This is a genomic window from Bacillus sp. UNC69MF (assembly GCF_000746035.1).
In the GTDB taxonomy this organism is placed as follows: Bacteria; Bacillota; Bacilli; order Bacillales; family Bacillaceae; genus Bacillus; species Bacillus velezensis.
Genome location: NZ_JQKM01000018.1, coordinates 13,912 through 28,314, shown reverse-complemented (window position 1 = coordinate 28,314; position 14,403 = coordinate 13,912). Strand labels below are relative to the sequence as shown.

Annotated in this window: 14 protein-coding genes and 1 other annotated feature; all 14 genes read right to left on the bottom strand. The window is 45.0% G+C overall.

Annotated features, from left to right (window positions below):
• Positions 1-111: 111 nt before the first annotated feature.
• A complete protein-coding gene (rpoC, locus tag BR62_RS0111620; RefSeq protein ID WP_007410398.1) occupies positions 112-3,711 on the bottom strand; it encodes a DNA-directed RNA polymerase subunit beta' in 3,600 nt (1,199 codons plus the stop codon).
• A gap of 62 nt (positions 3,712-3,773) precedes the next feature.
• Positions 3,774-7,355 (bottom strand): DNA-directed RNA polymerase subunit beta, encoded by a 3,582-nt coding sequence (gene rpoB, locus BR62_RS0111615; RefSeq protein WP_003156440.1) that lies wholly within the window; start codon positions 7,353-7,355, stop codon positions 3,774-3,776.
• A 244-nt stretch (positions 7,356-7,599) separates the two neighbouring features.
• Positions 7,600-8,205: a class I SAM-dependent methyltransferase gene (locus BR62_RS0111610; RefSeq protein ID WP_007410397.1), complete on the bottom strand. Its 606-nt coding sequence runs from the start codon at positions 8,203-8,205 to the stop codon at positions 7,600-7,602.
• A gap of 91 nt (positions 8,206-8,296) precedes the next feature.
• Positions 8,297-8,668 carry a 50S ribosomal protein L7/L12 gene (gene rplL / locus BR62_RS0111605; protein WP_003156436.1) on the bottom strand — a complete coding sequence of 124 codons (372 nt, stop codon included), beginning with the start codon at positions 8,666-8,668 and terminating at the stop codon, positions 8,297-8,299.
• Between the two features lie 41 nt (positions 8,669-8,709).
• Complete coding sequence (gene rplJ, locus BR62_RS0111600) at positions 8,710-9,210, bottom strand: 50S ribosomal protein L10 (RefSeq protein WP_007410396.1); 501 nt, start codon at positions 9,208-9,210, stop codon at positions 8,710-8,712.
• A 63-nt stretch (positions 9,211-9,273) separates the two neighbouring features.
• Positions 9,274-9,416, bottom strand: a sequence feature (ribosomal protein L10 leader region).
• Positions 9,417-9,464: 48 nt separating this feature from the next.
• Positions 9,465-10,163, bottom strand: coding sequence for a 50S ribosomal protein L1 (gene rplA, locus BR62_RS0111595; protein ID WP_003156431.1), 699 nt, complete (start codon positions 10,161-10,163; stop codon positions 9,465-9,467).
• Between the two features lie 94 nt (positions 10,164-10,257).
• The gene (gene rplK / locus BR62_RS0111590; RefSeq protein ID WP_003156430.1) at positions 10,258-10,683 is read right to left on the bottom strand and encodes a 50S ribosomal protein L11; all 426 of its coding nucleotides are present in this window, start codon (positions 10,681-10,683) and stop codon (positions 10,258-10,260) included.
• 167 nt (positions 10,684-10,850) lie between these two features.
• Positions 10,851-11,384, bottom strand: coding sequence for a transcription termination/antitermination protein NusG (nusG, locus tag BR62_RS0111585; RefSeq protein ID WP_003156423.1), 534 nt, complete (start codon positions 11,382-11,384; stop codon positions 10,851-10,853).
• A 167-nt stretch (positions 11,385-11,551) separates the two neighbouring features.
• Positions 11,552-11,731, bottom strand: a complete 180-nt coding sequence (secE, locus tag BR62_RS0111580; protein ID WP_003156422.1) for a preprotein translocase subunit SecE — start codon at positions 11,729-11,731, stop codon at positions 11,552-11,554.
• A gap of 32 nt (positions 11,732-11,763) precedes the next feature.
• Positions 11,764-11,913 carry a 50S ribosomal protein L33 gene (gene rpmG, locus BR62_RS19220; RefSeq protein ID WP_003156421.1) on the bottom strand — a complete coding sequence of 50 codons (150 nt, stop codon included), beginning with the start codon at positions 11,911-11,913 and terminating at the stop codon, positions 11,764-11,766.
• An 85-nt stretch (positions 11,914-11,998) separates the two neighbouring features.
• Positions 11,999-12,655 carry an RNA polymerase sporulation sigma factor SigH gene (gene sigH / locus BR62_RS0111575; protein WP_003156415.1) on the bottom strand — a complete coding sequence of 219 codons (657 nt, stop codon included), beginning with the start codon at positions 12,653-12,655 and terminating at the stop codon, positions 11,999-12,001.
• 62 nt (positions 12,656-12,717) lie between these two features.
• Positions 12,718-13,230: a ribosome-dependent mRNA decay endonuclease Rae1/YacP gene (rae1, locus tag BR62_RS0111570; RefSeq protein WP_003156414.1), complete on the bottom strand. Its 513-nt coding sequence runs from the start codon at positions 13,228-13,230 to the stop codon at positions 12,718-12,720.
• A 6-nt stretch (positions 13,231-13,236) separates the two neighbouring features.
• A complete protein-coding gene (rlmB, locus tag BR62_RS0111565) occupies positions 13,237-13,986 on the bottom strand; it encodes a 23S rRNA (guanosine(2251)-2'-O)-methyltransferase RlmB (protein WP_003156413.1) in 750 nt (249 codons plus the stop codon).
• Positions 13,970-14,401, bottom strand: coding sequence for a Mini-ribonuclease 3 (locus BR62_RS0111560; protein WP_003156412.1), 432 nt, complete (start codon positions 14,399-14,401; stop codon positions 13,970-13,972). Before BR62_RS0111560 ends, rlmB begins: the two co-directional genes overlap by 17 nt.
• Positions 14,402-14,403: the final 2 nt, after the last annotated feature.

Below are 14,403 nucleotides of genomic sequence, written 5' to 3'. Positions count from 1 at the left end.
CTGCGGGACGGATGTCAACAACGTATGACATTTTTTAGTGCAGTCCACCGCCAGAATAATTGTAATACTGAGGAAAAGCTGTCGAAACAGCCTTTCCTGCAGCAGTTTCTATTATTCAGCCGGAACCATATCTTCCGAAGGCTGAACGTTTGAAACAGGTTTTACTTTTCTGTAATTCATCATACCGGTACCGGCCGGAACCAGTTTACCGATGATAACATTCTCTTTCAGGCCGAGAAGTTCATCGCGCTTGCCTTTAATCGCAGCATCTGTAAGAACGCGTGTTGTTTCTTGGAATGATGCGGCAGACAAGAATGAATCCGTCTCGAGTGAAGCTTTTGTGATACCGAGAAGGACAGGACGGCCTGTAGCAGGTCGATTGCCTTCAAGCAGCACTTTTTTGTTCGCTTCTGTGAATTGGTGAATATCTAGCAATGTGCCAGGGAGAACATCAGTATCTCCGGCATCGATCACACGGACTTTGCGAAGCATCTGGCGAACCATTACTTCTACGTGTTTATCGCCGATTTCAACCCCCTGCATACGGTAAACCTTCTGAACCTCATGCAGAAGATATTCCTGAACCGTTGTCAGGTCAGTGACTTTAAGAAGTTCTTTCGGATCGATAGAACCTTCTGTCAGCACTTGACCGCGGGTAATCTGATCACCCTCAGCCACTTTCAGGCGTGAGTTGTAAGGTGCCGTGTATGAACGTGTCTCAACAGCGCCCTGAACTACAATCTCCTGCTGTTTGTCGCGGACTTCATTGATTTCGGCAATTGTACCGTCAATCTCAGAAATCGTCGCTTGACCTTTCGGATTACGCGCTTCGAAAAGCTCTTGGATACGCGGAAGACCTTGTGTGATATCGTCTCCGGCAACCCCGCCTGTGTGGAACGTACGCATTGTTAACTGTGTTCCAGGCTCACCGATAGATTGAGCGGCGATAATACCTACTGCTTCGCCGACTTCAACATCAGTTCCGGTTGCAAGGTTACGTCCGTAGCATCGTTTACATACACCATGAGGAGTGTTACATGTGAACGCAGAACGGATCCACACTTCTTCGATTCCGGCTTCAACGATTTCCAGCGCTTTATCTTCATCGATCAATTCATTTTCGTTAATGAGTACAGCACCCGTTTCAGGATGTTTGATCTGTTTTCTGGCGAAACGTCCGATCAGACGCTCTTCCAGACGCTCGATGATTTCCGTGCCTTCTTTGAGCGGTTTTGCAAGAATACCGCGGTCTGTTCCGCAATCAGTTTCACGAATGATAACATCCTGCGCAACATCAACAAGACGGCGTGTAAGGTAACCTGAGTCAGCTGTTTTCAGGGCGGTATCGGCAAGACCTTTACGCGCACCGTGAGTGGAGATAAAGTACTCCAATACTGTCAGACCTTCACGGAAACTTGATTTAATCGGCAATTCAATGATTCGTCCAGCCGGGTTGGCCATCAGACCGCGCATACCCGCAAGCTGTGTAAAGTTAGATGCGTTACCACGGGCTCCTGAGTCACTCATCATGTAGATCGGGTTGACTTCGTCTAATGATTTCATCAGTTTGCCTTGGATAACATCTTTCGCTGAACTCCAAATTGAAATGACTCTTTCATAACGTTCTTCTTCGGTGATTAAACCGCGTCTGAACTGTTTCAGGACATTATCAACTTTGCTTTGTGCTTCTTCAAGGATTTCCTGTTTGTCATCGAGAACGACGATATCAGAAACCCCTACTGTGATGCCGGCTTTCGTTGAATATCTGAAACCGAGGTTTTTCATGCGGTCAAGCATTTTAGACGTTTCCGTGATATGGAATCGTTTAAAGATTTCCGCGATGATTTTACCGAGAATGCCTTTTTTAAACGGTGCGTTGATCGGCTGCTCAGCAATCACAGCTTTTACGTCAGCACCTTTATCTAAGAAGAAACGGTCAGGTGTCTTCTCTTCAATGTTGCTCTTCGTTGGTTCATTCATGTAAGGGAATGATTCCGGAAGAATTTCATTGAAGACGAGCTTACCGACAGTTGTAATTAACAATTTTGAACGCTGTTCTTCAGTAAATGTCACATTCTTAAGGGAGTTCGCTGCAACAGCAACTCTCGTATGAAGGTGAACATAACCGTTTTGATAAGCAAGAAGCGCTTCGTCCGTATTTTTGAAAACCATACCCTCGCCGACTGCTCCGGCGCGCTCAAGCGTCAGGTAGTAGTTTCCTAATACCATATCCTGAGACGGCGTAACAACCGGTTTACCATCTTTAGGGTTCAAGATGTTTTGGGCCGCAAGCATCAGAATGCGCGCCTCAGCTTGAGCCTCAGCTGATAAAGGTACGTGAACCGCCATTTGGTCACCGTCAAAGTCAGCGTTATAAGCTGTACATACTAACGGGTGAAGACGGATGGCGCGTCCTTCAACAAGCGTCGGTTCGAAAGCCTGGATACCTAATCTGTGAAGAGTAGGGGCACGGTTCAGTAAGACCGGATGCTCCTTAATGACAGATTCAAGCACATCCCATACTTCAGGCTGCACGCGTTCGATTTTGCGTTTTGCGCTCTTGATATTGTGAGCAAGGCCTTTTTCAACAAGCTCTTTCATGACGAAAGGCTTGAAGAGCTCAAGCGCCATTTCCTTCGGCAAACCGCACTGATACATTTTCAGATGCGGACCTACGACGATAACGGAACGTCCTGAGTAGTCTACACGTTTACCGAGAAGGTTCTGACGGAAGCGCCCTTGTTTCCCTTTCAGCATGTGAGAAAGAGATTTAAGCGGACGGTTACCCGGTCCGGTAACCGGACGGCCGCGGCGTCCGTTGTCAATCAGAGCATCGACTGCTTCCTGAAGCATACGTTTTTCGTTCTGAACGATGATGCTTGGCGCGCCGAGGTCTAACAGACGTTTTAAACGGTTATTACGGTTGATGACACGACGGTAAAGGTCGTTCAGGTCAGACGTTGCGAAACGTCCGCCGTCAAGCTGAACCATCGGTCTTAATTCAGGCGGAATAACCGGAAGCACGTCGAGGATCATCCAAGACGGCTTGTTTCCTGAATTACGGAAGGCTTCAAGCACTTCAAGGCGTTTGATCGCACGTGTACGGCGCTGTCCTTGAGAAGTCTTCAGCTCTTCTTTTAACATATCAACTTCTTTGACAAGGTCGATGTCCTGCAGAAGTTTATTAATGGCTTCCGCACCCATAGAGGCTTGGAATTTGTTTCCGTACTTATCCAGATACGCACGGTATTCCTTTTCAGATAAAAGCTGTTTCTTTTCGAGCGGTGTATTGGCCGGGTCAGTTACGACGTAAGAAGCAAAGTAAATAACTTCTTCCAGCGCACGCGGTGACATATCCAATACAAGACCCATACGGCTCGGAATACCTTTGAAATACCAAATGTGAGAAACCGGGGCAGCCAGTTCAATATGCCCCATTCTCTCACGACGGACCTTAGCCCGCGTTACTTCAACTCCGCAACGGTCACAAACTACGCCTTTATAACGAACCCGCTTGTACTTGCCGCAATGACATTCCCAGTCCTTAGTCGGTCCGAAAATGCGTTCGCAGAACAGGCCGTCCTTTTCAGGTTTCAATGTACGATAGTTTATCGTTTCAGGCTTTTTCACTTCACCAAAAGACCATGAACGGATTTTATCCGGTGAAGCAAGACCGATGTTCATATACTCAAAATTGTTCACATCTAGCAAGGGGCCTACCTCCCTTTTTATCTTCGGATTAACCGATGTCACTTGCCTTTATCAATCAGAGACTATTCTTTCGTTACTGCGTCACGTTCAACGTCTGGAGATGCTGTTTCTTCCGGCGCTTCATCACCTGATAATGCAAGGCCGTCAGCCTGTTTCGCATCTTCCTCGTCTTCTAGATCTCTCATTTCTATTTCTTCTTCATCGCCTGAAAGGATTTTTACGTCCATACCTAAGCTTTGAAGCTCTTTGATCAATACTTTGAATGATTCCGGAACACCAGGCTCTGGAACATTGTCGCCTTTGACGATGGCTTCATATGTTTTCACACGTCCGACCACGTCATCGGACTTCACAGTCAGGATTTCTTGAAGCGTGTAAGCTGCGCCGTAAGCTTCAAGCGCCCAAACCTCCATCTCACCGAAACGCTGTCCGCCGAATTGGGCTTTACCGCCGAGAGGCTGCTGCGTAACAAGTGAGTATGGACCTGTAGAACGGGCATGAAGTTTATCATCAACCATGTGTGCCAGTTTGATCATGTACATGATTCCGACAGATACACGGTTGTCAAACGGTTCTCCCGTACGGCCGTCATAAAGAACTGTTTTAGCGTCTCTTGACATGCCTGCTTCTTCAAGTGTTTCCCACACATCTTCTTCACGCGCGCCGTCAAATACAGGTGACGCGATGTGAATGCCGAGGTAGCGGGCAGCCATACCCATGTGAAGTTCTAATACCTGACCGATATTCATACGTGATGGTACACCCAGCGGGTTAAGCATGATATCGATCGGCGTGCCGTCAGGAAGGTAAGGCATATCTTCTTCAGGAAGAATCTTCGAGATAACCCCTTTGTTTCCGTGACGTCCGGCCATTTTATCACCTTCAGAAATCTTACGTTTCTGAACGATATATACGCGTACAAGCTGGTTCACTCCCGGAGGAAGTTCGTCGCCGTCTTCACGGTTGAAGACTTTTACGTCGTGGATAATTCCGCCGCCGCCGTGAGGCACACGGAGAGAAGTATCACGGACTTCACGCGCTTTTTCTCCAAAGATCGCATGCAGAAGGCGTTCTTCAGCCGTAAGCTCAGTTACACCTTTAGGCGTTACTTTACCTACGAGAAGGTCTCCGTCGTTGACTTCCGCACCGATACGGATAATTCCGCGGTCATCAAGATTGCGAAGCGCGTCTTCCCCTACGTTTGGAATATCGCGGGTGATCTCTTCCGGCCCAAGCTTTGTATCACGTGCTTCTGATTCATATTCTTCAATGTGAATAGATGTGTATACATCATCTTTCACAAGGCGTTCACTCATGATGATGGCATCCTCATAGTTGTAACCATCCCATGTCATGAAGCCGACCATTACGTTGCGGCCGAGAGCAAGTTCACCAAGCTCCATTGAAGGTCCGTCAGCAAGGATTTCTCCTTTGACTACTTCATCGCCGACACTGACGATCGGACGCTGGTTGTAGCACGTACCTTGGTTGGAGCGGACAAATTTCAGCAAGCTGTACTTATCCAGGTTGCCTTTTACTTTTTGGCCGTCAATTTCTTCATAGCGGCGCACCCATACGTTTTTCGCTTCCACCCGTTCAACGATACCAGGGTGTTTACAAATAACGGCTGCACCGGAGTCTTTACCGGATACGTATTCCATACCCGTTCCGACGATCGGAGCTTCCGGCTGCATCAAAGGCACAGCCTGACGCTGCATGTTCGCTCCCATGAGGGCACGGTTCGAGTCATCGTTTTCCAAGAACGGAATACATGCTGTCGCAGCAGATACAACCTGTTTAGGAGATACGTCCATGTAATCCACGCGGTTGCGGGCTACAACGGTGTTTTCCCCTCTGAAACGCGCTACGATGCTGTCATCCAAGAAAGAACCGTCATCGCTCAGCTTAGCATTCGCTTGGGCTACGACATAGTTATCCTCTTCATCAGCAGTCAGGTAGTCGATTCTAGGCGTTACTTTTCCTGTTTCAGGATCAACGCGGCGGTATGGCGTCTCAATGAAACCAAAGCGGTTTACTTTCGCAAATGATGACAATGAGTTGATCAAACCGATGTTCGGGCCCTCAGGCGTTTCAATCGGACACATACGGCCATAGTGAGAGTAGTGAACGTCACGTACTTCCATACCTGCGCGCTCACGTGTCAAACCGCCCGGTCCGAGAGCTGACAGACGGCGTTTGTGCGTCAATTCAGCAAGCGGGTTCGTCTGATCCATGAATTGAGAAAGCTGTGAGCTTCCGAAGAACTCTTTAATAGACGCAATAACAGGTCTGATGTTAATCAGCTGCTGCGGCGTAATTGTATTCGTGTCTTGAATAGACATTCTTTCACGTACGACACGTTCCATCCGGCTTAAACCGATACGGAATTGGTTTTGCAGGAGCTCACCTACAGAACGCAGACGGCGGTTTCCGAGATGGTCGATATCATCAGTGTCGCCCACTCCGTGCAGGAGGTTGAAGAAGTAGCTGATAGAAGAAATAATATCAGCAGGCGTAATGTTTTTAATCGCCTCTTCGATGTAAGCATTGCCGATCACATTGATCGTCTGCTCTCCTTCTGCATCGGTAGGAGCATAGATTTTAATGGATTGAAGCATCACTTCATCCTCGACAACGCCGCCGTTAGGATAAAGCTTTCTGAAGCCGATTCCATTTTCTAAGTATGGCAGTACTTTATCAAGTGTTCTTCTGTCAAGAATCTGCCCTTTTTCAGCGAGAATTTCACCGGTTTCCGGATCCACCAGTGTTTCTGCAAGGCGCTGGTTAAACAGGCGGTTCTTGATATGAAGCTTTTTATTAATTTTATAGCGTCCTACATTCGCAAGGTCGTATCGCTTCGGATCGAAGAAACGGGAATCCAGCAAGCTTTTTGCGTTTTCTACTGTAGGCGGCTCTCCGGGACGAAGGCGCTCATAGATTTCAAGAAGCGCTTTGTCACTGTTTTCAGTGTTGTCCTTATCCAGTGTATTGCGGAGATATTCGTTCTCACCAATGAGATCGAGAATCTCTTGGTCGGAACCGAAGCCGAGAGCACGCAAAAGAACCGTAACCGGCAACTTACGTGTGCGATCAATGCGGACATACACAACATCTTTCGCATCAGTTTCGTATTCTAACCATGCGCCACGGTTTGGAATGACAGTCGCGGTAAAACCTTTTTTACCGTTCTTGTCTACTTTACCACTGAAATATACACTTGGAGACCGAACAAGCTGAGATACGATAACACGTTCTGCACCGTTGATGATAAAAGTACCGGTATCTGTCATAATAGGGAAATCACCCATGAAGACATCCTGGTCTTTTACCTCTCCAGTTTCTTTGTTAATTAAACGAACCTTCACTCTCAGCGGAGCTGAGTAAGTCACATCACGTTCTTTTGACTCTTCAACGGGATACTTAGGATCTCCTAAACTGTAGTCAATGAACTCTAGAGAGAGGTTACCAGTGAAATCCTCAATTGGTGATATGTCTTGAAACATCTCTCTAAGACCCTCATCAAGAAACCACTGATAAGAAGAGGTTTGAATTTCAATGAGATTTGGTAATTCTAACACTTCGCTAATGCGAGCATAGCTTCTGCGCTGGCGGTGTCGTCCATACTGAACTAGTTGACCTGTCAACTGATTCACCCCTCAAATCATGCGTATTATATGTGTAATAAGCATCTCTTACGATAAAGAAATACTTTTACAAGACAAAAGAAAAAAGGGTTTCTAATTAAGAAAACCACATCCAAAAACAAATACCGATTTTATTAGCATTTCCATGTTTGTATAATTTATACATGCACTATGATTATTTCAGCATATCATGCAAAATATATACATTGGCATTTTACAATATTAACATAGCTGAAAATTCAAGTCAAACTTTTTTTGCTTTTATGATATAATAGCCTTTCTTTTTTTGAACCACAGAAACTTCGTCAAAAAGCTCCTTCAGTTTTTCAATGGCAGAAGGCCCGCCCTGTTTTTTCTGTATAACGATCCACAATTCACCTGAAGCCCTTAAATGCTCAGCGCTTTTTTCAAAAATGGCATGGACAACTTTTTTTCCGGCGCGGATTGGGGGGTTTGTAATAATAGAAGCAAATGTTTGAGCAGAATCAATATTTGAAAATAAATCACTCTGATAAATTCGAACGTTTTTTATTCCGTTTTTTTCTGCATTTTCATTTGACAGCTCTACGGCTCTTTCATTCACGTCAATCATGTGCACGGTCCGGTCTGTAAATTCACCGGCGAGTGACAGACCAATCGGGCCGTAACCGCAGCCTGCATCCAGGAAGTCGCCATCGATCTCCGGCTCTTCAAACGCTTCAATTAAGACACGCGAACCGAAATCAACTTCCTTTTTCGAGAAAACGCCGCTGTCACTTGTGAATGTATAAGATCTGTTCCGCAGTGTAAATGACCATGTCTGTTTATCGCTTTTAACTGAAGGTTTTTCTGAATAATAGTGATCACTCATTATTAGAACCTCCTTTTATAATGGCACTTAAAGAAAAGCAAAGAAAAAGCCCGCCTCATAAAAGCGAGCTTCCCCTACAGGCAAGTGAAGATTACTTAACTTCTACAGAAGCGCCAACTTCTTCAAGTTTAGCTTTAAGCTCTTCAGCTTCTTCTTTCGCAATACCTTCTTTAAGTGGTTTTGGAGTGTTGTCAACAAGTTCTTTAGCTTCTTTCAAGCCAAGACCAGTGATTTCACGAACAACTTTGATAACTTTGATTTTCTGAGAACCTGCACCAGCAAGGATAAGGTCGAATTCGCTTTGCTCTTCAGCAGCTCCGCCAGCAGCAGCTCCGCCAGCTACAGCTACAGGAGCAGCAGCAGTTACGCCAAATTCTTCTTCGATTGCTTTTACTAGGTCGTTCAATTCAAGTACAGTTGCTTCTTTAACGGAAGCAATGATTTCTTCGATATTTAAAGCCATTTGAAATTCCTCCATTTGTTTTATTTTAGGGTAAAATCAGATTAAGCGCCTTGTTCTTCCTTTTGGTCTGCAACTGCTTTAGCTGCAAGTGCAAGGTTGCGAACTGGAGCTTGAAGTACGCTAAGCAACATAGAAAGTAAGCCATCGCGTGAAGGAAGTTCAGCAAGAGCTTTCACTTCTTCAACAGAAGATACTTTTCCTTCGATAACGCCCGCTTTGATTTCCAGAGCTTCGTGATTTTTCGCGAACTCGTTAAGAACTTTTGCCGGAGCGATAACATCTTCAGTACTGAATGCGATCGCATTCGGTCCAGTTAAGACATCATTCAAACCATCAAGTTCAGCTTGTTCAACCGCACGGCGAGTCATTGTGTTTTTGTACACTTTGAACTCTACGTTAGCTTCGCGAAGCTGTTTACGGAGTTCAGTTACTTCAGAAACGTTAAGTCCGCGGTAGTCAACGATGATCGTTGATTTGCTTTCTTTCAGTTTAGAAGCAATCTCTTCAACAACAACTTTTTTTGTATCAATTGCGCTGCTCATGGTTACACCTCCTGTAGATTTTGTGTAACACTTATACCGCTAGGTGATCACGACTGTGACGACGATTTCATATAAAAAGCCTCCATGTGGACATGGAGGCTGTATATACAAGCATACGTAACGTAATAGCTGTGATATATATACACCTCGGCAGGATATTAAGCCTCAACGGCCCCTGCTGTCTACGGTATAAATGACATATTATATTTTACAACATTTTGAATCATATCAGAATGCTGATCTAAAGTCAAATATTATTTTACGTTGAAAGTAGAAGCGTCTACTTTGACACCAGGGCCCATAGTAGAAGTAACGGCAACGTTTTTCACGTAAACACCTTTAGCCGCAGCCGGTTTTGCTTTCAGGATTGTATCATACATTGTTGTGAAGTTCTCAACAAGTTTTTCATCCTCGAAAGAAACTTTTCCGATCGGAACATGGATGTTACCAGCTTTGTCAACGCGGTATTCTACTTTACCAGCTTTGATTTCGCCGATTGCTTTTTCTACTTCGAATGTAACAGTTCCTGTTTTAGGGTTTGGCATAAGACCTTTTGGTCCAAGCACACGGCCGATTTTACCGACTTCACCCATCATGTCAGGAGTCGCAACGATTACATCGAATTCGAACCAGCCTTGCTGGATTTTCGCGATGTAATCAGAATCGCCAACGTAGTCTGCACCGGCAGCTTCAGCTTCTTTTGCTTTTTCGCCTTTAGCGAATACTAGCACGCGCTGAGTTTTACCAGTTCCGTTAGGAAGTACAACTGCACCGCGGATTTGCTGATCGTTTTTACGAGGGTCAACCCCTAAACGAAAAGCAACTTCAACTGTAGCGTCGAATTTAGCTGTGTTTGTTTTTTTAGTAAGCGCCACTGCTTCAGCGACGTCGTAAGCTTTCGCACGGTCTACAAGCTTCGCAGCTTCAACGTACTTTTTACCTTTTTTAGCCATTTTAAAATTTCCTCCTTATGTGGTTATAGCGGAATAACCTCCCACGAATAAGGGTTGCGAACTTGTGAAAACTCGCAACCCGACAAGAAACAAATTAATCCTCGATAACGATACCCATACTGCGGGCAGTACCTTCAACCATGCGCATTGCCGCTTCAACGTCTGCTGCGTTTAAGTCAGGCATTTTCGTTTCAGCGATTTCGCGAACCTTATCGCGCTTAACGGTTGCCACTTTATTACGGTTTGGTTCACCAGAACCAGACTCAATTCCAGCTGCTTTTTTAAGCAATACTGCAGCAGGCGGAGTTTTTGTAATAAATGTAAATGAACGGTCTTCGTAAACCGAAATTTCAACAGGAATGATTAAACCAGCTTGGTCAGCTGTACGAGCGTTAAACTCCTTACAGAATCCCATGATATTTACACCGGCTTGACCTAGTGCAGGTCCAACTGGCGGCGCTGGGTTAGCTTTTCCAGCAGGAATTTGCAATTTTACAACTTTTACTACTTTTTTAGCCACGAGACACACCTCCTTAAGTCCGTGATGTGGTAATAGGGTAAACCCTCCCACTCAAGGTTTCATTCTTTATATGAATGACGAAATATCAAGCTAGCTGCCTTGGATTAGTCCAAGACGTACCTTTGCTATATTATCATTAATATATAGCAATTTCAAGTTTTTTCACATTACAATTTGTCGATCTGGGTAAATTCCAGTTCAACCGGCGTTTCACGGCCGAACATGTTAACGAATACTTTCACTTTGCTCTTATCATAATCAATCTCTTCAATTGATCCTGTAAAGTTGGCGAAAGGTCCGTCTATGACTTTGACTGTCTCATTCAATTCAAAATCAATGTCGGTTTTCCGCTCATCCATGCCCATGCGTTTTAAGATGGTTTCCGCTTCGCCAGGAAGAAGCGGAGTAGGCTTTGAGCCTGAACCGGCTGATCCGACGAATCCGGTAACGCCCGGCGTGTTGCGGACCACATACCAGGAATCATCAGTCATGACGATTTCAACAAGCACATAACCCGGGAACACTTTCTTTTTGACTACTTTTTTCTTGCCGTTCTTAATATCAGTCTCTTCTTCTTCAGGGACGACAACGCGGAAAATTTTATCCTGCATTCCCATTGATTCCACACGTTTTTCAAGGTTCGCTTTTACTTTGTTTTCATAACCGGAATACGTATGAACAACATACCAATTCTTTTCCATTCTATCAGGACTCTGCAGTCCTTCCCTCCCCGCATTTAAAAATGAAGTGTAAAACAAAAAATAGGCTCAGGGCCTATGAATCCTTTTTTCAACAACACAATAAAAAACCCGCTGAACGGGTTTTGGCAAACGATATTATGATCTATTATAGCACGTATTGCTGATCATTATTCAACTATTAAACGAATTAATTGAGAAATTCCTGTATCAAGGAGGGCAAAAAAGATAACAAAAAAGATAACCGTTGAAATCACCGTGATCGTATAGCGCGTTAACTCTTTGCCTTTAGGCCAGCTAACCTTTTTCATTTCTTTCCCAACATCTTTAAAGAAACTCATCATGCGCATGTAAAAGACCTCCACAATTTAAAAAGCGAACACTATTTTGTTTCTAAATGAGCTGTATGTGAATTGCAAGTGCTGCAGTACTTCTTAACTTCTAACCGCTCAGCCGCTGATGCAGAGCTTTTCATTGTCGTATAATTACGATTTCCGCAAGTTTTGCATGCCAGCGTAATCTTTTTTCTCATGTCGTTACACCTTTTCCTAAACATTCATTTATCTTAATAAAATAGCACAGTCAGAAAAATTCTGTCAATATGACACAGAAACCTGCTACAGGCTGATCTCTCTTATTTCTAAATATTTTTCAAGCTTGCGCTTCACGCGCTGCAGGGCATTATCGATTGATTTTACGTGTCGGTTTAAGTCATCTGAAATCTCTTGGTAACTTCTTCCGTCCAAGTACAAAACAAGCACCTTTCTCTCCAGATCGCTCAGCAGTTCTCCCATTTTCATTTCGATATCATCAAATTCTTCCTGATTAATAATCATCTCTTCAGGATTTAACGTTTTAGCGCCTGAAATGACATCAAGCAGTGTTCTGTCAGATTCTTCATCAAAAATAGGTTTGTCTAAAGAAACATAGGAATTTAAAGGAATGTGTTTCTGACGGGTAGCTGTCTTTATTGCGGTAATAATCTGGCGGGTAATGCATAATTCTGCAAAAGCTTTAAATGAAGTAAGCTTGTCCTCTCTAAAGTCTCGGATAGACTTATATAAGCCTATCATCCCTTCCTGTACAATATCTTCTCTGTCGGCCCCTATTAAAAAATAAGACCTTGCTTTCGCCCGTACAAAATTACGGTACTTCGTAATCAAGTAATCTAACGCATCACTATCCCCAACATGAACCTTTTCAATGACCTGCTCGTCCTCCAACTGGCAAAATTGCACTTTGTTGAACTTTCCCTTGCTGTTCTGTAGATTCACTGCGATCCCCCCGGCGCACGTAGATAGAAATATTATACATTAATGGGCGAAAAAGCGTCAACCTAATCCAGACCGCCTCGGCGCCACTTTTCAAACGTTTTCAAAACCTCTTCGGACAGCTCGATTTTACCCGGTGGTTTTTCAGAAGTGATCTTTGAAACCCGCCTTTGAATCCGGCGTTCTATCGTATCCACTTCCCTCAGGAGCTCCCGGGCGGATTTACGGAGAGCCCCTTGTCCGAAAATCGCCCACTGCTCCGTATAATCGGAGGTTGCGACATGAATCTGTGTTGCAATATTATTCAGCGCCTGGGCAAGCTTCTCGATCCGCTCATCCGCCGTTTCATTCTCCCGTGTGAAAATCACTTCGACTCTGTGATTCGTTTGTTTTTTCTCTATGCCTTTTACCAGGTGTGCGTCAAACACCACAATGACTCTGATTCCTGTGTAGGACTGATATTCCGCCATCTTCTGGATCAGTACATCTCTCGCTTCTTCAAAACTGTTCGCTTTTAAATCCTTTAGCTGCGGCCAAGCTCCAATCATGTTGTATCCGTCTACTAACAGGATGTCCATCTGTCTTCATTCCCCTAAAGGATTGCGCTTCCGGTAGACTTCATACATGAGAAGGCCGGCCGCTACCGACGCATTCAGAGACGTGACTTTTCCGGCCATCGGAAGCTTAATGAGAAAATCACATTTCTCTTTCACAAGCCGGCCCATTCCTCTGCCTTCGCTTCCGATAACGAGCGCCAAAGGCATCTTGCCGTCCATAGAGCGGTAGTCTTCCCGGGCGGATGCATCCGTTCCGACGACCCAAATCCCCCGCTCCTTCATTTCATCAAGTGTCCGGGCAAGGTTGGTCACCTTCACGACGGGAATGTGTTCAATCGCACCGGTCGAAGCTTTTGCGACCGTCGAAGTCAGTCCGACCGCTCTGCGTTTCGGAATCACGATGCCGTGTGCACCGACAGCGTCAGCCGTTCTCATGATGGAACCGAGATTATGAGGGTCTTCCAGCTCGTCCAGTATGAGAAAGAAAGGCTGTTCGTTTCTCTCTTCCGCTCTTTTATATAATTCGTCTAATTGTGCATATTCATATGCCGCCACCTGGGCGACAACACCCTGATGCTGCCCCTCCACCATCTGATCGAGTTTTTTCCTCGGTACAAATTGAATGGTGACGCCGCGCTTTTTAGCAAGCTCCATAACTTGCTGGGCCTGTCCTTTTACTGTGTTTTCCGCCATCCATAACTTATACAGCTTGCGATCTGACTTCAACGTCTCAATCACCGCGTTTTTTCCTATGACGTAATCATGTTGCTGACTCATTTGTTTTCCTCCCTGACGTCCCGACTTGTATAGCCTCAGCAATCAGCTGATTCAGTCTTTCTTCTCTTTTCTCAAGAAAAAGGTATCCGAGTAAAGCCTCAAAAGCTGTACTATGGCGGTACGTCTGTACATCTGTGTTTTTAGGCGTCGTCCCTGATTTCGCGTTTCTGCCTCTTCTCAGCACGGCTTCCTCTTCCTCCGTGAAAAAGGATTCGTCCTGAAGGCGGAACAATATGTCTGCCTGTGATTTTGCCGATACAATCCGGCTCGCCTTCTTATGAAGGTCATTCGGTTTCGTAAAGCCCTGCTTAAGCAGGTGATGCCGGACGTATATTTCAAAAATGGCATCACCCATATAAGCAAGCGCAAGACCGTTTAACTGCTTTGAATCTTTGATTTGTTCAAATTGAAGCATCC

Coding starts and splice junctions, on each gene's coding strand:
- BR62_RS0111610 (WP_007410397.1), bottom strand. CDS start 8,205: ATGAGTGATCACTATTATTCAGAAAAACCTTCAGTTAAAAGCGATAAA.
- BR62_RS0111560 (WP_003156412.1), bottom strand. CDS start 14,401: ATGCTTCAATTTGAACAAATCAAAGATTCAAAGCAGTTAAACGGTCTT.
- rplL (WP_003156436.1), bottom strand. CDS start 8,668: ATGGCTTTAAATATCGAAGAAATCATTGCTTCCGTTAAAGAAGCAACT.
- nusG (WP_003156423.1), bottom strand. CDS start 11,384: ATGGAAAAGAATTGGTATGTTGTTCATACGTATTCCGGTTATGAAAAC.
- secE (WP_003156422.1), bottom strand. CDS start 11,731: ATGCGCATGATGAGTTTCTTTAAAGATGTTGGGAAAGAAATGAAAAAG.
- rplJ (WP_007410396.1), bottom strand. CDS start 9,210: ATGAGCAGCGCAATTGATACAAAAAAAGTTGTTGTTGAAGAGATTGCT.
- rpmG (WP_003156421.1), bottom strand. CDS start 11,913: ATGAGAAAAAAGATTACGCTGGCATGCAAAACTTGCGGAAATCGTAAT.
- rae1 (WP_003156414.1), bottom strand. CDS start 13,230: ATGGACATCCTGTTAGTAGACGGATACAACATGATTGGAGCTTGGCCG.
- rlmB (WP_003156413.1), bottom strand. CDS start 13,986: ATGAGTCAGCAACATGATTACGTCATAGGAAAAAACGCGGTGATTGAG.
- rplA (WP_003156431.1), bottom strand. CDS start 10,163: ATGGCTAAAAAAGGTAAAAAGTACGTTGAAGCTGCGAAGCTTGTAGAC.